Annotated in this window: 16 protein-coding genes; 12 read left to right on the forward strand and 4 right to left on the reverse strand. The window is 38.5% G+C overall.

The window, feature by feature from the left end; genetic code table 11:
• Nucleotides 1-15: 15 nt before the first annotated feature.
• Both ABVC65_RS04760 and ABVC65_RS04765 read left to right on the forward strand, forming a co-directional pair.
• Entirely contained in the window at nucleotides 16-2,709 is a 2,694-nt protein-coding gene (locus ABVC65_RS04760; protein ID WP_353582712.1) for an ABC transporter permease, read from the forward strand.
• A 372-nt stretch (nucleotides 2,710-3,081) separates the two neighbouring features.
• Nucleotides 3,082-4,572 (forward strand): conjugal transfer protein, encoded by a 1,491-nt coding sequence (locus ABVC65_RS04765; RefSeq protein ID WP_353582713.1) that lies wholly within the window; start codon nucleotides 3,082-3,084, stop codon nucleotides 4,570-4,572.
• A 157-nt stretch (nucleotides 4,573-4,729) separates the two neighbouring features.
• Here the strand turns inward: ABVC65_RS04765 and ABVC65_RS04770 are convergent, their stop codons facing one another.
• Complete coding sequence (locus tag ABVC65_RS04770; protein ID WP_353582714.1) at nucleotides 4,730-5,449, reverse strand: response regulator transcription factor; 720 nt, start codon at nucleotides 5,447-5,449, stop codon at nucleotides 4,730-4,732.
• Between the two features lie 9 nt (nucleotides 5,450-5,458).
• Entirely contained in the window at nucleotides 5,459-7,993 is a 2,535-nt protein-coding gene (locus tag ABVC65_RS04775; protein WP_353582715.1) for a sensor histidine kinase, read from the reverse strand.
• A gap of 129 nt (nucleotides 7,994-8,122) precedes the next feature.
• Between ABVC65_RS04775 and ABVC65_RS04780 the strand changes: the two genes are divergently transcribed.
• From ABVC65_RS04780 to ABVC65_RS04795, 4 genes are all read left to right on the forward strand, one after another.
• The gene (locus ABVC65_RS04780; RefSeq protein ID WP_353582716.1) at nucleotides 8,123-9,502 is read left to right on the forward strand and encodes an alpha/beta fold hydrolase; all 1,380 of its coding nucleotides are present in this window, start codon (nucleotides 8,123-8,125) and stop codon (nucleotides 9,500-9,502) included.
• A gap of 151 nt (nucleotides 9,503-9,653) precedes the next feature.
• Complete coding sequence (gene proC / locus ABVC65_RS04785) at nucleotides 9,654-10,457, forward strand: pyrroline-5-carboxylate reductase (protein WP_353582717.1); 804 nt, start codon at nucleotides 9,654-9,656, stop codon at nucleotides 10,455-10,457.
• A gap of 57 nt (nucleotides 10,458-10,514) precedes the next feature.
• Nucleotides 10,515-11,603, forward strand: a complete 1,089-nt coding sequence (gene ychF / locus ABVC65_RS04790; RefSeq protein WP_353582718.1) for a redox-regulated ATPase YchF — start codon at nucleotides 10,515-10,517, stop codon at nucleotides 11,601-11,603.
• Nucleotides 11,604-11,718: 115 nt separating this feature from the next.
• Complete coding sequence (locus tag ABVC65_RS04795) at nucleotides 11,719-12,471, forward strand: L,D-transpeptidase (RefSeq protein ID WP_353582719.1); 753 nt, start codon at nucleotides 11,719-11,721, stop codon at nucleotides 12,469-12,471.
• Nucleotides 12,472-12,554: 83 nt separating this feature from the next.
• On the opposite strand, the gene ABVC65_RS04800 is transcribed toward ABVC65_RS04795, so the two are convergent.
• The gene (locus ABVC65_RS04800) at nucleotides 12,555-13,616 is read right to left on the reverse strand and encodes a YeiH family protein (RefSeq protein ID WP_020761051.1); all 1,062 of its coding nucleotides are present in this window, start codon (nucleotides 13,614-13,616) and stop codon (nucleotides 12,555-12,557) included.
• Nucleotides 13,617-13,856: 240 nt separating this feature from the next.
• Between ABVC65_RS04800 and ABVC65_RS04805 the strand changes: the two genes are divergently transcribed.
• The 3 genes from ABVC65_RS04805 (at nucleotide 13,857) to ABVC65_RS04815 (ending at nucleotide 19,619) form a co-directional block, all read left to right on the forward strand.
• On the forward strand, nucleotides 13,857-14,225 hold the full coding sequence (locus ABVC65_RS04805) for a DUF488 domain-containing protein (RefSeq protein ID WP_004121518.1): 369 nt from the start codon (nucleotides 13,857-13,859) through the stop codon (nucleotides 14,223-14,225).
• A gap of 344 nt (nucleotides 14,226-14,569) precedes the next feature.
• Complete coding sequence (locus tag ABVC65_RS04810; RefSeq protein WP_353582720.1) at nucleotides 14,570-15,859, forward strand: uracil-xanthine permease family protein; 1,290 nt, start codon at nucleotides 14,570-14,572, stop codon at nucleotides 15,857-15,859.
• A 148-nt stretch (nucleotides 15,860-16,007) separates the two neighbouring features.
• Complete coding sequence (locus ABVC65_RS04815; RefSeq protein WP_353582721.1) at nucleotides 16,008-19,619, forward strand: UPF0182 family membrane protein; 3,612 nt, start codon at nucleotides 16,008-16,010, stop codon at nucleotides 19,617-19,619.
• 86 nt (nucleotides 19,620-19,705) lie between these two features.
• Here ABVC65_RS04815 and ABVC65_RS04820 read toward each other — a convergent pair whose 3' ends face one another.
• Nucleotides 19,706-20,497 (reverse strand): ABC transporter permease, encoded by a 792-nt coding sequence (locus ABVC65_RS04820; RefSeq protein ID WP_004121512.1) that lies wholly within the window; start codon nucleotides 20,495-20,497, stop codon nucleotides 19,706-19,708.
• 316 nt (nucleotides 20,498-20,813) lie between these two features.
• Here ABVC65_RS04820 and ABVC65_RS04825 point away from each other — a divergent pair, with 316 nt between their 5' ends.
• The 3 genes from ABVC65_RS04825 (at nucleotide 20,814) to mfd (ending at nucleotide 26,222) form a co-directional block, all read left to right on the forward strand.
• Nucleotides 20,814-21,866, forward strand: a complete 1,053-nt coding sequence (locus ABVC65_RS04825) for an ABC transporter substrate-binding protein (RefSeq protein ID WP_016811592.1) — start codon at nucleotides 20,814-20,816, stop codon at nucleotides 21,864-21,866.
• Nucleotides 21,867-22,030: 164 nt separating this feature from the next.
• Nucleotides 22,031-22,630 carry an aminoacyl-tRNA hydrolase gene (pth, locus tag ABVC65_RS04830; protein WP_004111835.1) on the forward strand — a complete coding sequence of 200 codons (600 nt, stop codon included), beginning with the start codon at nucleotides 22,031-22,033 and terminating at the stop codon, nucleotides 22,628-22,630.
• Nucleotides 22,620-26,222, forward strand: a complete 3,603-nt coding sequence (gene mfd / locus ABVC65_RS04835; RefSeq protein ID WP_353582722.1) for a transcription-repair coupling factor — start codon at nucleotides 22,620-22,622, stop codon at nucleotides 26,220-26,222. Before pth ends, mfd begins: the two co-directional genes overlap by 11 nt.
• The last annotated feature ends 20 nt before the right edge of the window (nucleotides 26,223-26,242 follow it).

Raw genomic sequence — 26,242 nt, forward strand, 5'->3', positions numbered from 1 at the left:
GGTGGTGAAGTTAGAATGTGGAAAATCGCACTAAAACTTATGCGTAAAAGCGTGCGCATGCTAATTGCCTCTGGAATTGCAATTCTTATAGGCAGCATGTTTATGAGCGCTACTTTGCTTTTTGCAAACAGCGCTGATGACTTGATGGTTCGTAACGCAACAGATGAATTCGGTAGCGCAAATTATGCAATCTCATTTAGGAATCCTAACAGTTCTCCGAGTAGTGAAATTCATTATAAAGACCTTCATTTAGACGAAATATCGAAGATGCCTGGCGTTAATGGCATTCGTAGTGACGATGCGACTGCGCTTGTAAGAGTAGAAAAAGGTGATAAATCAGTTACGAGTATCGCTTGGTCTAATGGTTTGTATGGAAATCTTCCTGTGTATAAATCAACAGAAGGTAGAGATCCGCAAAAAATAGGCGAAATCACTCTTATTAAAAGTATTGCTAAATCAATACATGCAAACATTGGCGATACTATAACTTTGGTTAAAGTAGATGACACTGGCGGAGATAAAGAAAAATCGTACGATGTTCGTGTGGTTGGTCTTGTAGACGATGGAGAGCATTCTCAAATACCATTTTCAAATCGCGGCACGTATCTTGGTGGCATAACGAATGATTTTTGTGCAAAACTCGAAAATCTTAAGAATTCTGACAATGAAGTTGTGCAAAGCAAAGTGTACATGAGTATTGATGAATCTAAAATAAACGATTTATCTCCTAAGATTAATGCTTTGCTTCCAGAGCAATTTTCTCTTATGTCTAGGCACGAAGTTGGTGTAAGAGCTGTTCGAAATATGTCCAACGGCACTAATTTTGTAACCATGTTCTTACTATCGTTTGGTGTTCTAGCATTGCTTATTTCTTCGCTTGTTATTGCAAACACATTCCAAGTTTTGGTTGCTCAACGCAGACGCACTCTTGCACTTTTGCGCGTAATTGGCGCACAGTCGCACCAGCTTTATGCTGCAGTTTTGCTTGAAGCTGCAATACTTGGAGTTATTTCCGCGGCTGTTGGTGTGCTTTGCGCAATCGGATTTATGGGCGCAATTAGTAACGTGAATATTAATTCTGGACCGTTATCTAAGATTCCTTTGATTGTCTCGCTTCCAGCGGTTGTCTGGCCAATAGCAATTGGCATGATTGTAACAGTTCTTGCGTCTATGAGTGCTGCGCGATCTGCTACAAAAGTAACGCCTATGGAAGCGCTACGACCAATGGATTTGATTAAAGATAAGCGTGCAAGCATTATTCGCGCTGTTTTTGGCGTGATATTTATTGTTGTAGGTATTTTAGCTACGGCTTTAAGTGCTACTTCTTTAGCAAGCATGATTGCGGGGAAGTCTCCTACTGCTGGTTCTGATTCTTGGATGACTTTGCTTGGAGCAATGTTTGGATGCGCGCTTGTGTTTATTGGAATTATTATTACTGCAACATTCTGGATGCCGTTTGCTATGAAGGCAACTGGCGCAATCATGGCACTTTGTGGGCCTTCTTCTAAAGTTGCTAACGCAAACGTGCAACGAAACCCTAGAAGAGTTGCAGCAACTGGAACATCTTTGCTTATTGGGGTAACGCTTGTTTCAACAGTAGTAACTGGTGCAATGTGCGGTAAAGCAACTCTTAAAGGTGTTGTTGATGACCGTTACAGTGTTGACATTATTATTCAAGGCAAGAATGTTGATGAATCTTTAGCTGCCGACATTTCAAAGATTAGTGGAATAAAGCATACTGAGTTGCTTCCTGCAGTTCCTATGACTTTTAAGAACGCTAAGGGCAAAACTGAGTACGCTATGGCAGCTGGAGTTGATAATGTAAATCAACTTAGAAATGTAATGCACACTGACCTTGATGGCGTTAATATAAACAAAGATTCTGTGCTTTTGCCTAAGTTTAATAACGAAGGTGGAGAGCCTTTTGATCTTAAAAAAGGAAATCTTAATCTGCAAGCTTACGTAGAAAAGTACAGTTCTGGTGAAGATAGTGTAGAAAATGTTACTCCATTTACTGGCATGAATACAGACTCTAGTAATAACGATAAGAGCATTACTGTAAAGCAAGTTCAGTTTAAGACGTATCGAAATGTTGGTGTGTATTCAAATAATACTGCTTTTGTGAGCAAATCCTACTTCAATAACTACCTTAAGCCTACAACGCATATTTTGCTCATTTCGGTAGACTCTAGCAAAGCTAATCTTGTAGATATTGCTAAAAACATTCGAAATGTTACATCTAGTTATGCGGAGGTTATGGCTACTGGAAGCGTGTTTGAGCGAGCAAAGTGGGAGAGTACTATTGACATAATGATGATGTTGCTTGTTGGCTTAATAGCAGTAGCTGTTGTGATTGCTTTAATAGGCGTTGCAAACACATTAAGCTTGTCTGTTATTGAGCGAACCAAAGAATCTGCAACTTTGCGCGCAATAGGCATGACAAGAGGCCAGGTTAGAAGATCTCTTGCGTTGGAAGCAACGTTGATCTCCCTAACAAGCACTGTTTCTGGCTTGATTGTTGGAACGGTGTTTGGATGGATTGGATCCTACATGGTATTTAGCACAATTGGCAAAGTTCCGTTTGTAATTGATTGGACTATTTACGCGGTTCTTGCTCTAATCGCTTTACTTGCAGCGCTTCTTTCCAGCGTGCTTCCAGCTCGTAGAGCAGTGAAGTCTTCGCCAGTGGTTGCGCTCGCAGAAGAATAAACTGTATGTTGTTATAACATATATTAAATTAATTATAAAAACAGAAATAATGCTGGTGTAGTTGTGCATCAGCATTATTTTTTTCTACATAACGTGCGACACGCAGAAAAAATAATGTGATGTACGTCAAAAAAATAAATAAATTTTATGCATAAAATACAATTGTTTAGATATTATTAATATTGATTAATATTTTTTATCGGGAAAATCGAAAAAATTAAGTATTAAATATTTGTTATAACAACTTAATCGAAAAATTTTTCGATTATTTGACGTTGGAATCTTATTTATTTCTCTGTTATGCTCTTTGGTTGACTGCTGACATAAGCATAAATTAAATATGAGGCCGCTACGAGCAAGGAGTAGAAGAATATGGTAACGGTCAATAAAAAATCTGCCGCAGTGATTGCAGGAATCGTGTTGTTATTAATGCAAAGCCCAATGCCAGCGTGGGCGCAAGAAGCTGTAAGTGGATCAGAACCAAATAATGTTGTCGATGCATCTGATAACAAATTCGGTAAATTAGAAGATTTAGATTTGGGTGCTAAAGATCCAGAGACACAAGACGAATTAATTGGTAGTCGTAAAAGTGCAAAAAATAATTTAAAGATTTATGAAAACAAGTTAAAAGAATTAGAAATAAAAGTTAAGATTTTAAATGAACTTGTAAAAAAAGAATTGGAAGATAGTAATAATAAAACTGATAAAATTGAAGAATTAGAACACAGAATGGAATCTGCTTCTGAATCTGATTTTGATCGTCTTAATGGAGAGAAAATAAAGCTAGAAGCAGAGAGAAAAAATATAGAAAACAATCTTAGTGACAATGATAAGAAGTTGAATTCTGCTGACGAAGATTTGAGAAAATATAATATATATTTACAAAATGCAAGGCAACAAGTAGCAGAATATGAACGAAAACTTAAGGATAATTTTGGTGTAAATATTGATGATCTTGATAAGGAAGAAAATAAGGTTCAAGAAGAAACAATGAAGCCTGATTCTCCTGCACCAGCTCCACGTACAGAGTCAGATACTACAGTTGATGCACCAAATGACTCTACTAAGTCGAAGGAAGAAGTTGAGAAGTCCATTCCAGAAGTAAAATCTCCAGAGACTAAAGTTACTGAAGAAAAGGCTACACAAGAAAAAGATTCTGTGCAGACTAAACCGAAGGATTCTAAAGTTGATTCGCGGTCTTCAGATAATAAATTTGCATCTTCTGAATATAGATCTTCGCAAGTAGAATCATTAGAATCTAAGAAATCTAAAGCGAAGAGTGTTGAAGCTGAATCGACTCCTTCTTCATCTGTAGCAGCACGCCCAGCAGAATCCTCTGTAACACCATTTGCTCCAGTTTCTGAACCAAAAGTTGTTCCACAGAATGCTACATCCAAGGAAACTCCTGCGGCTTCTGTTGAAAACTCACAAAATGCATCTACTGTTTCTACTGCGTCAGATGTTACTGCTGCTTCCACAAATGTGAGCACTCCTGCGGCTTCTGTTGCACCTGCTACACATGCTGCATCTCCTGCACCAGTTGCAGCGCAGCCAGCATCGCCGGTATCTCATCCAGCAGAATCCGAAGCAAATAACGCTTCTAGTAGCGAAAAGGCCGATACTCAAAATAATGAAGAAAATAAAAAAGACGAAAATACAGAAAATGAAGATGTAAAAGAAGATTCAAAAACTGTTGAAGAAGCCGATAAGTTATCTGAAGCTAAAAGCGATAACTCAAAAGCACCATCGAACAACAATAATCTTGTAGTTGCTGGCGCTGTTGTAGGAACAATGGCAATCGGTGGTTCTGCAGCTGCAGGTATTTATATGAGTCGCGGTGGCAAAATTCGCTTTTCTAAATAAAACTTAGGATTGCGGATAATCAAATACAGATAGCTAAAATAGCTTAATGCGAACATAAATAGCACAAATAATATAAATAAAATTAAAATGCGGTTGCAATTCGATCGTTCAATGAAGAATAGATTAATTTTGCAGCCGCATTATTTTATAAGAATAATTAAACAAGACTGTTTTCGTAAGCAAACACAACAGCTTGAACTCTGTCTCTTGCTTTGATTTTTCCTAAAATATGAGCAACATGCGTTTTAACTGTTGGCAAGCTAATAAACAGTTTATTAGCAATCTCTTGGTTAGATAGTCCGTGAGCAATTTCTACAAGAACTTCGCGCTCGCGATCTGTTAAATCATTTAAGCAATAATTGTAAGCGTTTGCGCTTTGCTCGTTTTTAGTAGCAATCTCTTCTTTTGATTTTTCTTCATCGTTAGGCTTAGAGATCATTGACTCAATTAAGCGCTTTGTAGCAGTTGGAGCAATAATTGCGTTTCCTTGATACACAGTCCGTATTGAATTAAGCAATGTTTCTGGCTCTGTGTCTTTAAGCAAAAATCCCGATGCGCCCGTATGAATCGCAGCCATAACATATTCGTCTAAATCAAAAGTAGTTAAAATAATAATGCGCGTATTGGCGTTAGTGTCTTCTTTTAAGATTTTGCGCGTAGCTTCCAAACCGTCCATGTTAGGCATGCGCACGTCCATCAAAATAACGTCTGGATTTTCCTTTGACGCAACTTCTACAATTTCATTGCCATTCGCTGCTTGCGCAACAACTTGCATGTCTTTTTGCGAGTTGATTACCATAGTAAATCCTGCGCGCACAAGCTCCTGATCGTCTGCTATTGCGACTCGAATTACTCCATTGTTTTCCATATTTTCCATAGTATCAACTTACTGTTGCTTATTTAATGTGTTGTGTTGAATTTGTTCATCAAGCGAAGGAGCAGGGCGAACCGCAATCTTAGCTACATTTGCACTATTATTTGATGAATCAACGCTCGAACCTGTTTCTCGCAAAATTCCAAGTAGTTTTCGCATGTACCTAAGTGCTGAGCGACCTTCATCTCCAATGTTTTTAAAAGCTTTACTAATCGCTTCAATTTGTTCTTGCTTTGTCTCTTGCTCTAGTTTTGTTGACTTTAGCTTTTCTGCATTGCTATTTGATTTTTCGTATTCATTTAGCATATCGATTCCACTATTTGCAGCATAAATTACTTTATGCAATGTAACAGCAACTTTTTGCTGAATATTTGAGCTAAGTCGCTGCCGCTCGGCGTTCGCTGCAAGTACTTCTAGCTGTTTTTGTTCTTGTTCTAATTCTGTTCTGCGCGCTTTTAGAATCAGCAAATTATTATCATCGTTTCTGCGGTAATAAGCAAATGTAATAGCAGTAAAACAAATTAACGCAACTATAAAACCAAAAACTAATCCTACGGACGCCGTTTGCATAATATCATAAAAATTGGTTGTGTACGCATTAGATGCAAAAAATCGTATTGGAGTTTCATTTTGTGGAATATTTTTTGATGCAACACCAATTTTTACAGCAAAAATAGCAGATTCGGCGAGCACTACTGCGCTAACCCATTGCCATGCGTGCTTTTTGCCATAGAGCACAGCCGCATAAACAATGGTTGGTATAAAGAAATTAGCAAATAAAATATTAGGCAAGCATATAAGCTGTATTGCAGAAAATACTGCTGCAACAATTGCGCATGTAGTTGGAGCTTTTCTACGAAACATGAATGGCACCATGGTTGTAAGAGTAAATACTCTATAAAGTATTTGTAATGAAAGCGAGCTTGAATATTGCGAAGTCATTCCAGTTCCAACAATAAAATCGTAAGTTGGTATAAAAAGCATTAGAACAGTCCAAGTCGATGCATAAATAACATCGCCAATAAGCCAATGTTGTTCAAACCATTGTGATACTTTCTCAATCCTATTTTGTGAATTATTTGCTGCTGGCAAAACTTTTGATGAGGTTTTATTGCTTGTATTTGCTGGTTTTTCTTTCGTTGATAATGGATTATTAACTTTTATGTTCTTATAAGTAGCGTTAGTAATACTATTTAATGCAAAAGCAGTAGTGTTTGATTGATCTGTACTGTAAGAGTATGGAATAAAAGCAGCAATACTAAATGTTCCATCGTTTTGTATTCCATAATCAAGTGTTCCATGAAGATTTTCAATGCGCTCTTTCATGCCAATTAAGCCATAACCATTTTTATGTGGCACACCACTATTTTGCTCTTGATTAGCTTCAAGCTTGTGTACTTCATTTGTGATTTTTAGTGTTAAGCCTTGTTCGTTCCACTGTTCGTGAATGTTTATTTTAATGCCATTTCCTGCATGCTTTCGAATATTAGTAAGAGATTCTTGAACAACGCGGTATGCAACGGTTTGTGCGTCCGTGTTAAGTCTATTTTGAGAATTTATGCCATCAACGGTATGCCAAAAAATATTTTTAGGAGATGCAATTTTTGCTTGCTCAATAAGAGAAGGTATGTGATTGAAATCCAATTGAGCGGATGGAGCGTCTGTTAAAGCTTCTAGCAGTCGACGCATGTCGTGAACGGCGCGCTCTGCTTCGTTTTTAATAATATGCATTGTTTTTTTAGCAAGAGAAATATCTTGTGTAGCGGCATAACGACCACCGTCTGCTTGAACAATAATAATAGAAAGCGTGTGAGCAACAATATCGTGCATATCCCTAGCGATTCTAGCGCGCTCTGCAGTAATGGCAATATGCTGAGCTTTCTTTCTGTACGCGCGAATAGCGTTATTGTTCTCTTGTAAAAGTTGAATAGTGTGCACGTGAGTGCGCTGCCAGTAGCCAATAATAACCGTAATTGTAGTAATAATAATCGCAAAAATTATAGTAGGAATTGCACAATCAAGTATAATTGAAACGCAATTTTTTATGTTACTACTATTTATATTTTTTACGCTGCAAGAATAACTAGCTTTTGAATGATTGATGCCATATATTGGCCCCATTGCAATATTCCACGATATTGCTGCGCAAGATAATACTGTTGTTATGTAAGCTGCAATAACAAAAGCTTTTGAATGTTCTGGATTTCCGCGAGCAATAGCATTAACAAGTAGCACGAAACCAAAGAAATCAGCAAAAAGTTGAGTAGGGCCAAATATTACTTGTACGATGCATGCAACAATAAAAATAACAGCTGTGTGTTCGGGCCATAGTTTTCGTACTGAAAGTAATGATGCAATAACAATATTTATAAGATAGGTTGTAATTAGCGAACTTTGCGTCAAGAATCCGTCAACATTGCTTATAGTATATCGATTGGTTGAAAGTATAAAAAGAATAAGCGGAATAATGCCCCACAATATATCGTTTAGCGTAAGCTCAGTGCGTAAGCGTTGTATAGCTCTGTTAAACGTGTGAGATATTTTCATAACTACTAGGCTAGTACACGGCACTTTATAGAACAATCGAACTTTAGTATGATTTATATAAGAGTGTGTATTTTTGTATGTGATTTGTTATTGCAATGTTGCATGCGAGTGCAGAAAGGAATGTTTACAATGGCACTGCTAGCAAAGTATTACGTACCAGGATTGTATGTAGAAGAGCGCGCAATCGATGTTCCTTTAGACTGGGAGCAAAACACTCCAGGCGATTCTATTAAAGGGGAGACGATTCGCCTATTTTGCAGAGTTATTTGTGCTCCAGAACATGCGCATGACGATTTGCCTTTGCTAGTGTTTTTGCAAGGAGGCCCAGGGGGACAGTGCCCTCGTCCGCTTTCGCCGTCTAGCGATGGTTGGATTCAAGAGGCAATTAAGCATTTTCGTGTTGTTCTTCCAGATCAGCGTGGCGTTGGGCGCTCTTCTAGAGTAGATGCTTCTACGATTAAGCGCATGGCAGACGACGGAGTGAGCGTAGAGCGGCAAGCATGGTACTTAAAGCGATTCTTAGCAGATTCTATTATTCGCGATTTTGAGCATTTGCGCTTAACTGAGTTTAATGCAAAGCCGTGGGTTTCTTTGGGTCAAAGCTATGGTGGATTCTTAACGCTTACGTATTTGTCTCTTTTCCCACAGGGCTTACTTGCAAGCTTTACAACTGGCGGTATTCCTCACATTCCAGCTAATGCTATAGAAGTTTACGAGCATACGTTCCCGCGTATGGCTAGAAAAACTGAGCAATTCTATGAGCGTTATCCGCAGGATGTTGCGCGCGCTGCAGCTATTGCAGATAGGATTTCTCAAGGAGATGTTTTCTTGCCTAATGGCGAAAAGCTTACGGTTGAGCGCTTTCAGACTCTTGGTTCATCTTTTGGCATGAAGCCAAGTTTTGAAAGAGTTCATTGGCTTATTGACTCTGCATTTTCGGATGGAGATGGCTCTCTTAAGGCGTTTAAACATGGTGGTGGAACAGCAGACGGCTATTTAAGCGATGAGTTTCTTTATGGTGTTATGGATGCAACGTCTTCTAGTCCGCTATATTGGCCACTGCAAGAGTTCATTTATGCGGATGGTGAATTAGATCATCCAATTCGTTGGGCAGCTCAGCAAGTTCGAGAAACAATGCCAGAGTTTGCTGGCAGTGCGCGTCCGCTTTTGTTTACTGGCGAAGCTATGTTTCCGTGGATGTTTGATCAGCAAAAAGCTTTGCAACCGTTCTTGCCAGCTGTTGATTGCATGATGAACGATATGCAATTTGGCAAGATTTACGACTTAGATCAACTCGCAAATAATGAAGTTCCTTTGCAAGCAGCGGTTTATTTCGATGACTTGTATGTTGATTCTGGTCTTCAGCTAGACACTTTATCTCATATTTCTAACTCTCATTATTGGACTACTAACGAGTTTGAGCACGATGGTGTTCATGGAGACTTTGTGTTCCGTCATTTGCTAGAAGAGGCAAAGAATCGTGGAGATTTAGAGTCTATATATAAGTGATATAAGTAATCTAAGTTATATAAGCGATAAGTAACTTTTGATTAAAGTACCTAACAAATGATTAGATATACAAGTTGTATGTACAAACGATTAGATGCTTAATAGAAAGTTAGTATTTAGTTTATTGTTTACTTATTAGGGAGATTGGTTAATGAGTTCTAACTCAATTGGAACCGTTGGATTTATTGGCTTTGGAAACATGGCTCAAGCGATTGCACAAGGTCTGATTCGCGCTAATGTTTTGCAAGGAAAAGATATGGTTGCATGTGCAGCCCACTTTGAAAAACTTGTTAATACTACGAGCAAATTTGGTGTAAAAGCTTTAAAAAGTGCGTGTGAAGTTTGCGATGCTAGTGATATTTTAATTCTGGCTGTAAAACCAAATCAGATTGAAGAAGTTCTGCAGACTATCGCAAAAACTATTGTGGATAGAAAAATAGCAATTATATCCGTTGCAGCAGGCTGGACTATTAAGCATTACCAGAATCTACTTGGAAAAGATGTTCACGTGCAATGCATTATTCCAAACACGCCAATCGCAGTTTGCCAAGGAGTCACTTTAGCAGAAAATGAAAATACGCTAACAGATAGTCAACTAGAAGCTTTTAACGCGATTTTTGAGCCTATATCTTTAGTTGAACGAGTAGATAGCGAGCACATGAATATTGCAATGTGTGTTTCTAGCTGCGCTCCAGCTTTTACAGCTATGTACATGGAAGCTTTAGCGGATGCTGGCGTAAAGTACGGTCTAAAGCGAGATTGCGCATATCGTTTGGCTGCAAAGATGATTGAGGGAGTAGGTGCTCTGTATATGGATACTCGCATTCATCCAGGCGTTATGAAAGACGCTGTATGTTCTCCTGGAGGCACTACGATTCGAGGTGTTGCAAAGCTCGAATCCTGTGGTTTTAGGGGAGATGTTATCAGCGCTGTTGATGCAATTCAACAAAAATAAAACAATACGAGTATAGTGGAGTCGTCAATTCCTCTAGCTGGTCTAAAGTAGGTAATTATGTCTTTAACAATTGGAATCGTAGGTTTACCTAACGTTGGTAAATCGACTATGTTTAATGCTCTAACAAGAAATAACGTTTTAGCGGAAAATTATCCGTTTGCAACAATCGAACCAAATACAGGTATTGTGCCTTTGCCAGATAAACGTTTGCCTGTTTTAGCGAAGCTTGTTAAAACCGAGAAAATAGTTCCAGCAACCGTTACATTCGTTGATATTGCAGGAATTGTTAAGGGTGCTAGCGAAGGTGAAGGTTTGGGAAACAAATTCCTTGCTAATATTCGTGAAGCAGATGCAATTTGTGAAGTTGTTCGCGCATTTAATGATGATGACATTGTTCACGTTAATGGCAAGGTAGATCCAGCAGACGATATTGATACAATCAACACGGAGCTTATTCTTGCGGATTTGCAAACAATCGAGAATGCTTTGCCGAAGTTAGAAAAAGATTTACGTGGCAAAAAAGTTACTCAAGAATACGTAAATGCTGTAAATAAGACTAAGGAAATTCTTGAATCTGGTAAGACGATTGATCAGGCTCATAATGAGAAGTTGATTAATAAAGACGACGTTTACGATTTGCACTTACTTACTGCTAAGCCTTTTATTTACGTGTTTAACGTTGACGATTCGGAGCTTTCGGATGACTCTTTGAAGTCTAAGCTGGCGGCATCTGTAGCTCCAGCAAAGGCTATTTTCTTGAATGCGCAATTTGAGTCGGAGCTTACTGAGCTTGATGAAGAAGATGCTCGAGAAATGTTAGCTGATGCGGGCTTGCAAGAATCTGGATTGGATCAGCTTGCTCGAGTCGGATTTGATATTCTAGGCCTTCAAACCTATTTGACTGCTGGAGTTAAAGAAGTTCACGCATGGCAAATTCATAAGGGTTGGACAGCTCCGCAAGCTGCAGGCGTTATCCACACTGATTTTGAGCGTGGATTTATTAAAGCAGAAGTTGTTTCTTACGATGATTTTGTTGAGGCTCAAGGCTCAATGGCTAAAATCAAGGAAGAAGGAAAGCTTCGTCTTGAAGGACGCGATTATGTTATGCAAGACGGAGATATTGTTGAATTTAAGTTTAATGTGTGATTGTCTAAACAATTCGTCTAAACAATAATCATATTAATGTGTAACGGCGCTGCTTATGTACTGTAGTATAGTATCAAGGTAGCGCCTTTTTATTTTGTTTATTTATGGAGATTTTATGAATATATTTTGTGCTTTAAAAAGCGTTCTAAGGTCACTTATTGCGCGATTAGTGAAATATATTATTAGCTTAAAATCTCCAGAAAATCGCAAAATTTTCTATAAGCGCGTTTCTACTGTTTTAGTTATTTTAATCTTTTTCAGCTTTGTTGGTTTTCAGGTATCTCACGTAATTGAAGAAGTAAATAATAGAATCTCTAATAACACAAAATCTTATTATTCAAAACGCAAAAACAATAAGAGTAATAAAAGTAATAAAAGTAATAAAAAATCTAAAACAAAGATAGATTACTTAAATAATCCTATAATTAAATCTTCTGATTTATGGAAAATTCCTACAGGAGGTCAGTATCCGAATCTTTCTGGTGTCGATGCAAATCATTTACATGTAAATGTAGACCTTAAAAAACAACGTGTTTATATTTATGCGAATAATAATCTTGTTTATACGATGATTGTTAGTGCTGGAATGGATGAATCAACTCCTAAAGGTGATTATAAAATTGGTGCACGAGGTGACCATTTTTATAATGATAGAGAAAAGATGGGTGGCGACTATTGGGTTGGTTTTATAGGTTCTGAATATTTATTCCACTCTGTGCCAACTAGGTTTAATTTTGGTGATTATATTGTTCCAGAGGCTCAAAAGCTGGGTGTTCCTGCGTCTCATGGATGTGTTCGGTTAAGTGTGCCTGACTCTAAGTGGTTCTATTCGTATATTCCAGATGGGACTTCTGTACACATTGAATAACCGACTTTAATATTCATTGATTATATATGCAAAGAGGATTCCCTTGAAGGAATCCTCTTGTTTCTTTTATGATGACTGTTCTATTAGAAGAACAAAATACTTGCGCAACAAGCTAACGCAACTAAAACAATAGAAGCTAAGAAGCTTGCTAAGAATGCTGCTTTTCCTTGCTTAAATATAACTCTAAAGTTTACGTTGATTCCAAGAGCAGCCATAGCCATTCCAAGGAAGACGTATCCTGCGTCAACAAGGAGGGATGCGTAAGACGAAACAAAAGGCACATACGTACCAATAACGGATGCTGCAATAAATCCAAGCATAAACCATGGGAAGTTGATTTTGCGCTTTCCGTTATCTTCTACTTGACTGTGACGAGCATTCCACCAAATTGCAATAAAGATTGATGTAGGAACAAGCATAAGAACTCGTGTAAGCTTCATGATTGTTGCAATGTCAATGCTTCCAAAAGCTCCGCCTGCTGCAACGGCGTGTGCGATTTCGTGAAGGGACGCTCCAGCAGCAATTCCAAGTTGCTGCTTAGTCATTCCAAAATGAGGAAGAATAAAGATTTCAGCCAAAGCGTAGATTGTGCCCATTATTGCAACTGTTGCAACAGCCATAACTTCGTTTTGTTCTTTTTCATCCTCTTCTTGTGGAGGTACAGGCATGGAGCCAGAAAGACCCATAACAGCTGCCGCTCCGCAAATGCTCGTTCCACCTGCTGTTAGCATTGCAAGCTGAGGACTTACTTTAAGAAGTTTTGCAATGTTATAAGTAACGCAAACCATAACAGCAACGAGTACAGCTGCGATTGGTAGGCACTTTAAACCTTGAGTAAATAGAACGTGCAAATTTAGCTTAAAGCCTAGCAAAATAATGCCTAGGCGAAGAAGCTTATTTGCAATTAGACCAGCAGAAGATTTAACTCCAGCTCTTCTAGAATCATTATTCAACTTGTATACGTGCAAAGGCAGCTGCAGAGCCATACCAATAAGCAACGCAATAATAAGTGCTCCCAAAAGGCTTAAGCCTGGGAACTGCTTGAGCCAGCTACCAATTAAGGAAGCTAGAAGAGTCAACACTGCTATAAGAGCCATGTTGATGGTGCAGATTTTCTTTTTCCAAGTATCAAAGAAATTAACCATTTGGCTAATTATTCTCCCATAATCGGACAAAAGAGAACAAAAATTCAAAAAAATTTAAACATTTATTTGCATTTCGGCTTGATTACAAGCAACACGCTAAAAATAAAAATCACATAATAAAACATATTCGATAAAAATCTATCGTAGTTTTGTATTAGTTCAATTCATATTGTTCTTAATTAAATCGTGTTGAAAAAAATCATAATTGTGTAATCATTGTATGTAGTTAAAGAGGTAATTATGTGCAATATTAATATTCAAATTAAACGTGTTTATGAATCATTTGATGAACATGATGGCTTGCGAATACTAGTAGATAGATTGTGGCCTAGGGGCATAAGTAAAGAAAAGGCAAATCTTGATTTGTGGTGTAAAGATATTGCTCCATCAAGTGATTTACGAAAATGGTTTAGTCATAAGCCTGAGCGCTTCAAAGAATTTTCTAATCGTTATGTTGAAGAGCTAGACGAGAATCAAGATTGTGTAAACCAAATAGTAGATATATGTAGAAAAAATAAAAAAGTAACATTTTTATATGGAGCGAAAGATCCGCGTATAAATCATGCAATTGTGTTAAAAGATTATATTCAAAATGTTTTACAAAATTAAGATTGTAATAAGTAGATCTAATCCATAAGCAAAAGTTTATAAGTATAAACTTTTATTAGCAATAATTAGTTGTGTTTTATCTGTTTTCGACACACCGATTTTCCTTGATATTTCAATGAAAATAACATGTAAGTTTGTTATTTTTAAAATTGCCTCGACACTTTATGATTAGTACATTAGAATGTCCACTTGGCTAAGGGGCGGCGGTTGATGGCGACCTCTGCGGAAGCTGCCAAACCTGCGCTCGAGTAGTGCTTGTTTTTTTTTTAAGCTGGCGCTTGTTTTGGTGGTTGTTTTTCAATCACAAACGTATATATAAACTTGTTTTATGCAAGGAGAAAACGATGAAATCGTTGTTTACATGGCAGCTTCATGGTGACGGAAAAACTTTGAAGCCAGGAGAAGTAGTAGAGCCAGATGAGCGTTTAACTTGGACTCGTACTGCTGGTATTGGCGCTCAGCATGTTATTGCTATGTTTGGCGCAACATTCTTAGTGCCAATTCTTACTGGCTTTGATCCGTCTACTACTTTAATGTTCACGGCTCTTTCCACGGCACTGTTCTTACTTATCAACGCAAATAAGCTTCCTAGTTATTTAGGAAGCTCTTTTGGTCTTATAGCGCCTGTTATGGCTGTAACTTCAGCACATAAGGGCATTGCTGTAGCAAGCTTTGGCATTATGTGCACTGGTTTGCTTCTTGCTTTAATCGGTGTGCTTGTGCATTTTGCAGGAGCAAAGTGGATTGACATTATTATGCCTCCTGTTGTTAACGGTGCAATCGTTGCAATCATCGGCTTTAACTTGGGCCCAGCTGTTTGGGGTAACTTCCAAAAGGCTCCAGACACCGCTTTGGTAACTTTGGTTGCAGTTATGCTTATTGCAGTGATTTTCCGCGGTCTTCTTGGACGATTGAACATCTTGCTTGGTGTTCTTGTTGGCTACGCGTATGCATGCTTCCAGGGTCAAGTTGACTTTAGTAAGATTGAGCAAGCAGCTTGGATTGGCTTCCCTAAGTTCCACACTCCGCAAGTCGACTTCTCTGTTTTGCTTATGTTCTTGCCAGTTGTGCTCGTTCTTATTGCAGAAAACGTTGGTCACGTTAAGTCTGTAGCTCAAATGACTGGCCGCGACTACGATTCCAAGATTGGTACAGCTTTGTTTGCAGACGGCTTAGGCACTGCAATAGCTGGTTGCTTTGGCGGTTGCGGTACTACAACTTATGGCGAAAACATTGGCGTTATGGCTGCAACAAAAGTGTATTCTACTGCCGCTTATTGGTGCGCTGCATTCTTTGCATTCGTGTTAAGCCTTTGCCCAAAGTTTGGTGCAATTGTAAACTCCATTCCAGCAGGCGTTTTGGGTGGTGTAACCACTTTGCTTTACGGCATGATTGGCATGATTGGCGTGCGCATTTGGGTAGAAAACAAAGTGAACTTCGATAAGCCAGTTAACATTATGATTGCTGCAATCGTTATGATTATAGGTATTGCTAACTTCCAATTTGCTGTTTCTGGAATTCAGTTCAATGGTATTGCAATCGGCACTGTTGTTGTGTTGGTTGTTTACCACGTAATGAAAGCAATTGGAAAGCTCACTGGAACAATCGCTAAAGACGATCCAGATGTTGCCTAGCTTAAATGCTTATATGATTTAATTTAATCAAATTAGGCGCGTTCGCTACTTTGCGAGCGCGCTTTTTTGTAATTATTTTTGATTACACAACAAACGCAACAAACACAACAAGTAGATTAGGAATAATTAGTATAGTACTATTAACCTTATGTTGAAAGTCATCATAGAAATAATCATTGGCGTTGCATGGGCTGCTTTTGGCGCGTATATGGCTAGAAAACCTAAAAACACTAAAGTGCATAAGCGTTCTGATTATTCAAGCGATGGAAAGAAAAAGAGCAATCAAAATAATGATTTTGCCGATACTTCGTCCGATACTTCTACGGATGATTCCAGCGATCAAGATGTAGTTATCGAAAGCATTGATGAAGATAATAGCAATGCAAATGTTGTTGCAAATGTTGTTGCTAAAGATGAGTCTAAAGATGAGTCTAATAGTAAAAACAAAGACAAGAATTTTTCAAGGTTTACAAAAAAAATAAAAGATTGGGCAGACTATTATACTGACGATGATGACCTCGGTGACATTTTTAGTGATCTATTAGAAGCTAAGAAAAAACTAGAAGACGAAGGCGATTCGTCAAAAAATAGCGATGCTAGCAAAGATAGCAAAGATAGCGAAAATAGCGAAAATAGCGAAAGCAATACTAGCAATATTAGTGAAAGCAATAAAAGCGATAATAAAAGCTCAAATAGTAAGGAGAATAATCGCTATATGAGAATAGATTTTGATGTAAATAAGTTTGTTGGAAAATCAAGAAAATGGCGTTGGATTATTGTTGCAATAGTAGTCGCAATAGCGTTTATATGCTCAATTATTTTTGGTTTTTCTACTTTTATTACAGATTGCATGTGGTATGCGCAACTTGGATTCGAGAGCGTAATCTGGATTCAACTAGCCGCTAAAATCGGCGTTTGGGCTTTGTATGCTCTGCTTATGGCTGCGTTCGGGTATTTGTCTGCATATATTGCGATTAAAAAACGCCCTGGAAGCGAAGATGGCGTATATGTTAAAGAAAAAGGCAATATTTTAGACACTAAAAAGGGAATAAGCTCTAAGTTTGCAATGCATGTTGCAGGAGTTGTGTCTTTGATTGTAGGTGCTGTGTTTGGAATGCAATTCTATAGTCATTGGGTGCAAATTTTGCTTATGTTTAACTACCAATCGTTTGGTATTAAAGATCCACAATTTGGATTTGATAACGGTTTTTACGTGTTTACTTTGCCAGGCTTGCGACTTTTTACAAGAGCGTTTATTGTTCTTCTTGGTGTTTCTTTGCTATTTAGTGTTATAACAAACGCTTTGATGGGAGCTGTAAGAATTACGCTTCCTGTAGGTGGCAAAGGCATTTTTAACATAACTAAAAGCGCAAGGCGTCAAATTTCTGCATGGTTTATGCTAGTTGTTATTTTCTGGTCCATTTTGCAAATCTTAGATGTGTTTGCGATTGTAAATTTGGATGGTTCTAAGATTACTGGCGGATCTTACACAGATATGAATGCTGGTGTTCCTTCCAGCATTGCAATGGCTGTAATAACACTAATTGTTGGAATTGTTATAACAGCGTGGTTGCTAAAATCTCATGCTCTTAATGGGAATGTAAAAATTGGCACGCGTTTTGTTGTAGCTGTTAAAGCTTGGCGCACGCCTGCTATAGCTGTTGCGTCTTTAGTTGTATGCGCTATGGTGTTGTCTTTTGCTTGGCCTGCTCTTTTGCAACGTTTTAAGGTAGCGCCTAATGCTCAAGAATTAGAAGCTACTTATATTCAGCGAAATATAGATGCAACTAAGTTTGCGTATGGATTAAATAATGTTAAAAAAGAATCGTATAACGCTACTTCGGAAGGAAAGTCGGGAGCGCTTGCAAAAGAAGCAGAGTCTACTGCACAAATCAGGCTTTTAGACCCTCAAGTAACTTCTCCAACATTCCGCCAATTGCAGCAATCTAAGCAATACTACACTTTTGCAGATACTCTTTCTGTAGATAAGTACGACATTGATGGCGTGAGCCAAGACACGGTTATTGCTGCAAGAGAGCTTGATTTAGCTGGAAACGATAATCGAAATTGGGTTAATGACCACACTGTTTATACGCACGGCTATGGCATTGTTGCAGCTTACGGAAATAAGGTTACTGCAGACGGTCAGCCGCAATTTATGGAGTATGGAATTCCAACTCAAGGAAAGCTTACAAAGTTGAAGAAGTATGAGCCGCGTATCTACTTCTCTCCAAACGCTCCAAAGTATTCGATTGTTGGTTCTCCAAAAGGCTCTGCTCCTTGGGAATTTGATTATCCAACTGGTTCAAATGGTGCTTTAACAACGTTTAAGGGAAATGGTGGACCAAGTGTAGGAAACTTTTTCTCTAAGTTGCTACATGCTATTCGTTTTGAGTCAGATCAAATCTTATTCTCGGATAGAGTTACTTCTGATTCTCAAATCTTGTATGATCGCGACCCTAAGACTCGCGTTTCTAAAGTCGCTCCGTACTTGACTTTAGATGGGCGCGTTTACCCAGCGGTTGTTGACGGACGAGTTAAGTGGATTGTTGACGGATATACAACGTCCGACTCCTACCCATATTCACAAATGACTGATTTTGGGCAGGTGACTCAAGATTCTACAACAACAACATCTCGTTCGATTAAAGGCTTAACGAATCAGCGAGCAAACTATATTCGCAATTCAGTTAAAGCTACTGTTGATGCATACGACGGTTCAGTTGACTTATATGTGTGGGATAAAAAAGACCCTGTGATTAAAGCTTGGAGATCAATATTCCCAGGTCATTATCACGATATTTCTAAGATTTCTGGCGATTTGATGAGCCATATTCGATATCCAGAAAGCTTGTTCAAAGTGCAAAGGCATTTGCTAGCGAAGTATCATGTTGATAGTGCAAGCCAGTTCTTCTCGGGAGAAGACTTCTGGCAGACTCCAGTTGATCCTACTGAATCTCAAAGTCTTCAGCGAGAAGATATTTTGCAGCCTCCATACTATTTGACTTTGCAAACCAGAGGGGCCAACAAGCCAGTATTCTCGCTTGTTTCCACATACATTCCTGCTGGAAAAATCACTCGAGAAATCCTAACTGGATTCTTGTCGGTAAATTCCGATGCTGGAAATGTTGCTGGAAAAGTAAGCGAAAATTATGGCAAACTAAGACTTCAAGAGTTGCCTAAAGTTTCCAATGTTCCAGGCCCTGGTCAAGCGCAAAACAATTTCAACGCTAATGCAAATGTTTCTAAAGAGTTGAATTTGCTTGAATCTGGCTCAACTAAAGTTAAGCGTGGAAACTTGCTTACATTGCCACTTGGTGGAGGATTAGTTTACGTAGAGCCTGTTTATGTACAATCTAGCGGATCTACAAGTTATCCTTTGCTCAAGAAGGTGCTTGTTGCTTTTGGAGACCAAGTTGGGTTTGCTGACACTTTGGATGAAGCATTAAACCAAGTGTTTGGAGGAAACTCTGGCGCAAACGCTGGCGATGCTTCTAATAATTCTGGCTCAAATGAAAATGTCTCCAATAAAAATAATGCAAATAATTCCAATAAGGGCGATGCTAAAAATAGTGCAAATGCACCTGCAAAATCTAATTCTATTAGTGAAAAAGCTAGGATTGCACTTAAACGAGCAGCTCAAGCATTGAAGGATTCTGATTCTGCAATGAGATCAGGGAATTGGCAAGCATATGGAAAGGCTCAAAAAGAGCTTAGTGATGCTATTAATGATGCAATGAGTGAAGAAGCTGTTAAGTAGAATTAGAAGACAGTTTTGGAACAATAAAAATTAATGCCGAACATAATCGATTACATTATGCTCGGCATTAATTTTATATCTCAGTTTTACAGTTGATTATCTGGATCTTCATCGTCTTCCACAGGGCCTAGAAGAAGTTTTTCGGCTGCATTTATAACAAGCATTAGAAGAGCTGTAAGAATTATTATTGCTATAGTTGCTGAAAAAATAAGTGGAGTTCTAAAAGAGTTATATGCGGATTGAAGCCAAATGCCCAAGCCGTTTCTAGCTCCTAAATATTCTGCTGTAGCAGCTGTTCCTAAAACATATGCTGCGCTAATTTTAATTCCTCCGAAAATTTGCCTAGCTGCTACGCGCAACTTAACATGCCACAAAGTCCAAGTAGCATTAGCTCCACAAGTTAATGCAACATCGGTATAAAAACTAGGAACTGCGTCTAATCCTCGAACAGTTTGAACAGCAATAGGAAACATGCTAAAGATCATTACTATTACTATTTTCCCAGACATTTCAAATCCAAACCAAATCAAGAAAATTGGTGCAATGGAAATTAAAGGCATAGTTTGAGCCGCGCACAGTAATGGGAATAAAGCAGACTTAACTAGCTTAGAAACGTGGAAAAATACGCCCAGAAGAATTCCGCATATTATTGCTAATGCAAAGCCAATAACTGTTTCTTGAGTTGTTATTAGTGCAGCAGGCAATAGAGTAGGGAATGATTCAATTGTGTCTTGCGCAATAGAAGTTGGTGCAGGAATAAGATTCGGCGATATCTTATAGTATTGGCAAGCAAATTGCCATAGAATCAGCACAATTGCTATTGATATTACAGTTGGCAGACACTTTGCAAGCGTAGTCTTTAAACGCGATTGCGTCATTTATTTTCAATCCTTTTCTTGAATATTAAAATAGTGACATAAAAATAGCGATTGCTGCCCCAATCGCATAAATTCAGAAATAAGAATAGCACGTGTATTCTATCAGAATCTTATGTTTGTAACATGATTACTAATTTGTCGATTGAATCGTGCATAATCAAAATGTTTCGTGAGTCAATGTGTGGCAAACCTAGTCAAACTCTTAGAGCTTGATAGGGGGCATTGAACGGCGCGGGCTAGGCCCTTGATACCGTTTTCTGCCAAGTCTGTGCTGCATTTCCCAGAAAATGGTAAGTAAAAACAAAGTAGGGAACTCATGAATATGCGTGTTTTAAAGCGTAGTCTTGCGTTTATTCTTTCTGCATTTTGTGCATTATCTCTTTCTGCATGTGGATTTGAGGGTAATAATCAAAACTCGAATCTTCGTAAAGTATCTTTTATGCTTTTTTGGGCACCAGATACTAATCACATTGGTATCTATGTTGCAAAGCATAAAGGTTGGTTTAAGGATGCAGGATTAGATGTAGATATGCTTGCTGTTGCTCCAACTGGTTCTGAACATGCTGTAGATAGTGGTGCAGCTGATTTTGCTCTTACTACATTAACTAATGTTGCTGATACTTCTACAAAGGGTGCTAATCTTGAGCAGGTTATGCAAGTGCAGCAAAAACCAAGTGCTATCTGGTGTGCTCTTGCTAAAAACAATAAGATTCATTCTCCTAAAGATTTTGATGGAAAAACTTATGCGTCTTTTGGTGCTGCAGAAAGTGATGTTGTAATTAACAGAATGATTCAGCATGATGGCGGCAAGGGTAAATTCGATAAAGTTACTGTTGGAACCTCAACTTTCCGTACTCTTGAATCTGGTAAAGCTGATTTTGGCGGATTCTATGGCACTTGGGAAGGTGTTCAAGCAGATATGTTCGGTCCTAAGCTTCGTTGTTTTAGATCTAGAGATTATGGAGTTCCTGGTCAGCCAGATACGATTGGTATTATTACTAATAAGCGAACAATTAAACGTGATCCTAAGCTTGTTCGCGCATTCGTTAAAGCTGCAAAGCGTGGTTATGAATACGCGTATTCGCACCCAGATGAAGCATCTGACATTTTGGTTAAAGAAGCGAAAGACGCAAATCTTAATCCAAAATTTGTTAAACGCAGCATGAAACTGATCGTCGATGGGCAGTATTGGGGAAACCATGCAGATATTAAAAGTGGCAAGTTTGTGTTTGGTACAAGTGATGTTAAAGGTGCTCAAGACTACTTTGACTTCTTAAGCCAAGGAGGAGCTTACACTGATGCAAAAGGTAAAGTAACTCATAAAACTCCTCAAGCTAAAGAATTATCCACCGACGAATTCTTAAAGTAGTTTTTGCTAAAGTTTTAAACAATAACCGCATTATTTAAACAATGACCGCCTTATTGGTAGAATAGTGCGCAGTATATGAGGGCGTATCGAGAGTCTACGTATTTAAGTAGTATTCAATCGGTACGCCCATTTCGTTGTTGAGTTTATGAGTTGGAGTGTGCGCTATGGCATCGGATTTTTGGCTGATTGTGGGACTTGGAAATCCTGGATCGAAGTATGAAGGTACACGTCATAATATGGGATTTATGGTTGCAGACGTGCTAAGTGAGCGTTGGTCAATATCTTTTTCCGACCATAAGGGCTTGTCAAAATTAGGCAAGGGAGTAATGAATTTAGACGGTAAGTCGGCGAAGTTTTTCCTCGCTAAGCCGCTCACATTTATGAACGATTCTGGTGCTGCTGTTTCGTCAATAAGCTCGTATTATCAGATTGAAACTGACCATATTGTGATTATTCATGACGATATGGATTTGGATTTTGGTCGTATTAAAGTAAAATCTGGCGGTTCGGCTGGAGGCCATAATGGTATTCGTTCTATTGATCGCAGCCTTGGAACTCCGCAATATGCTCGTGTGAGAATGGGTGTGGGGCATGCTCAGCGCGGAGCGCACGCTCATGATAATACTGTTAATTGGGTTTTGGGCGGTTTTGCTGGTGCGCAAAAATCTGAACTTCCTAATTTTTTGGCAGATGGCGCTGATGCAGTAGAAAGTGTGATCTTCCGCGGACTTAGCGCCACTCAGGAGCATTTCAATGGCAAATAAATCTGATTTTTTTGCTAACAATATGTCAGATTCTAAAGATTTTATAAATTCTAACGTTTCTTTTGAAAATATACTTAAAGATATTTTAGATAAAAACGAAGCGTTTAAATCTTTAGTTTCTAACGTGCTAGATTTTCCAAATCCGCTTACTGTTGCATCTCCTTTAGGTTCTAGACCTGCTATAACCGCTGCAATATCAAAGGGTAGTCATGTTGTACTAATTACTCCATCTGGTAGAGATGCTAGTGATGCTGTTTCTTCAATACGAGATTGGTATGACGGAGATCCTCAGGATATTGCCGAACTAGAGGCTTGGGAGACTCTTCCTCATGAGCGTCTTTCTCCTAGAGCAGACACTGTGGCAAGTAGAATGTCGGTTTTTAGAAGATTAAAACATCCTCAAAGTGGCAAGAATAGAATGTTTAGCCCAATTCGTGTGCTTGTTATGCCAGTTCGTTCTATTATTCAGCCAGTTGTTGAAAATATTTCAGACGTGGAGCCTCTTGTTTTTGAATGTGGTAAAGAAGTTCCTATAGATTCTGCTGTAAAACGTCTTGTTGAAAACTCTTATAATCGCGTTGAGTTGGTTATGAATCGTGGAGAATTTGCGGTTAGAGGTGGAATAATAGATGTTTTTTCTCCAACGATGAATCATCCTGTTAGAATCGAATTTTTTGGAGACGAAATCGACACGATTAAGCAGTTTCACGCATCTGATCAACGCACATACGGTGAGAATATTAATAGTATTTGGGCTACTGCTTGTAGAGAATTACAGCTTACAAAAGATATTCAAAATCGTGCAAAATCTTTGATTGGTAAAATTCAAAATGCTGACGACATGTTGGAATCCATATCGAATGCAATACCAGTAGAAGGTATGGAGTCTCTGCTTCCAGCATTAGTTGATAAAATGGAACCAGTAGAAAATCTGCTTCCAAAAGATTCTATAATATTGATTTCTGACCCAGAAAAATGTAGGCGCGCAGCTCAAGATTTAAGTAGAACTGCTAATGAATTTTTGGCAGCAAGTTGGCATGTAGCTGCATCTGGTAGAGGAGCAGGTGCTCCAATCACATTCGATCAGGCGAGTTTTCTTGATTTTGATGAAACTTTAGCAAGCTTAGAAAATAAGAATCATCAGGTAATAAATTTAACGAGTTTCGGATCTGATAAGTCGCCAGCAACCGTCGATTTTAAAGAATCTGGCGAAAATAAAATTGTAAAAAATAGCCGTCTAGAATTGAGCATTAAATCTCCTCAAGAATTTAGAGGAGACAATGAAAAGATTTCTAGTGGAATATCTGGTCTTATAGAAAACGGATTTAAAGTTTACATAATTGCATCCGCATATGGAACCTTATCAAGACTAAGTCGCGCAATACAATCAACTGGAATTTTTGATTTTATACCGATTCAATCGCAAATAGTGGACGGTTTCATAGATGAACAAAGTAAAATCGCTATTCTTACAGAAAGAGATTTGACTGGAAAAACATCTTCTGCAAGCGCGCTTAAAACCCCTAGGAGAAGACGAAAATCAATAGACCTTCTAGATCTTAAACCAGGCGATTTTGTTGTTCATGATCAGCATGGAATCGGCAAATTTATAGGCATGAGGCAGCGAAATATAAAAACTTCAAGTGGAGAAGCTACTCGTGAATACTTGGAAATTGAATACGCGCCAAGTAAACGTAATGCGCCTGCCGACAAGCTTTTTATTCCAACAGATCAACTCGACTTGGTTAGCAAATATATTGGGGCTGAAATTCCAAATTTAAACAAACTTGGAGGATCAGATTGGGCTGCTACAAAGGCAAAAGCTAAAAAGCATGTTCAAGAAGTTGCAGAAGATTTAATCAAATTATATTCAGCCAGAGCATCTACTAAAGGTTTTGCCTTCAGCTCTGACACTCCGTGGCAAAAAGAGCTGGAAGATGCGTTTCCGTATCAAGAAACGCCAGATCAGCTTACTACTATTGACGAAGTTAAACAAGATATGCAGAAGCCAATTCCAATGGATAGGTTGATTTGCGGAGATGTTGGGTTTGGTAAAACGGAGATTGCTGTTCGAGCTGCATTTAAAGCTGTTCAAGACGGTAAACAAGTAGTTGTTCTGGCGCCAACCACTCTTTTGGTTCAGCAGCATTACGAGACTTTCACTAACCGTTTTTCTGGCTTTCCTGTAACAGTTGCTGCAATGAGCAGATTCCAGAGTGCAAAAGAAATAGACGCTACAATGCAAGGAATAGAATCTGGACAAGTAGATGTTGTTGTTGGAACTCATAAACTTTTAAACCCAAATATAAAATTTAAAGATTTAGGATTAGTGATTATAGACGAAGAACAACGTTTTGGTGTTGAGCACAAGGAGACTTTGAAAGCTTTGCGCACAAACGTAGATGTGCTTAGCCTTTCTGCAACGCCTATTCCTCGAACGCTTGAAATGGCTGTTACGGGTATTCGTGAAATGTCTACGCTTGCTACGCCTCCAGAAGATCGTTTACCAGTCTTGACTTATGTTGGAGCATATGAAGATGCACAAGTTGCAGCCTGTGTTAAACGTGAATTATTGCGTGGAGGACAGGTATTTTACGTGCATAATCGAGTAGAAGATATTAGTAAAATTGCCTCTAATATTCAAAAACTTGTGCCAGATGCTCGAGTGGCGATTGCGCACGGAAAAATGGGTGAGAAGCAACTTGACACTATTATTCGTGATTTTTGGCATAGGGATATTGACGTTCTTGTTTGCACTACGATTATTGAAACAGGATTAGATATTTCTAATGCAAATACGCTTATTGTAGATCACGCTGACAGATTCGGCTTAAGCCAGCTTCATCAATTACGAGGACGAGTTGGCAGAGGTCGTGAGCGCGCATACGCGTACTTTTTGTACGATCCTACTAAACCTATGACTCAGCAGGCTCACGACAGGCTTGCAACAATCGCTCAATATACTGCTCTTGGCTCTGGTTTTGATGTTGCTATGAAGGATTTGGAATTGCGCGGAACTGGCAATTTGCTTGGCGATGCTCAGAGTGGACATATTGAAGGAGTCGGATTCGATTTATATGTTCGGATGGTATCTGAAGCTGTTGAAAAATATAAGGAACCAGATCATAAAGAGTCCATATCTGTTTCTATTGATTTGCCAATAGAAGCCTCAATTCCAGTATCTTATATTGATTCAGATAAATTACGTTTGGAAGCTTATAGGAAGCTTGCTGAAGCTCAGAATGATGAAGACTTAAAAGAGATTTTCAATGAGTTAAGCGATAGATATGGGAATCCTCCTAAATCCTTACAAACATTATTTGATGTTGCAAGATTGCGTTTTAAAGCTAAACAAATGGGTGTTAATCAAATAAGCATGCAAGGTAAAACTGTGCGCGTTATTGGCGTAGATCCAGCTCAATCTGTTTGGATGCGTTTGAGTAGGATCTACAAGGGAGCACAGTTTAAGCCTGTAACCCACACAATGATTTTTCCATCTCCTTTTGCGTCTGTTCTAGGAGATTCGTCGTCTATGAGTGAAAAAGAGATAGTCGAATGGACTAAACAACTTTTAGAAGACATTGATTGGTAAAAATTAATCGGTGAGTTTTA

Origin of the sequence: Gardnerella vaginalis (assembly GCF_040427915.1) — a bacterium.
Lineage (GTDB): Bacteria > Actinomycetota > Actinomycetes > Actinomycetales > Bifidobacteriaceae > Bifidobacterium > Bifidobacterium vaginale_C.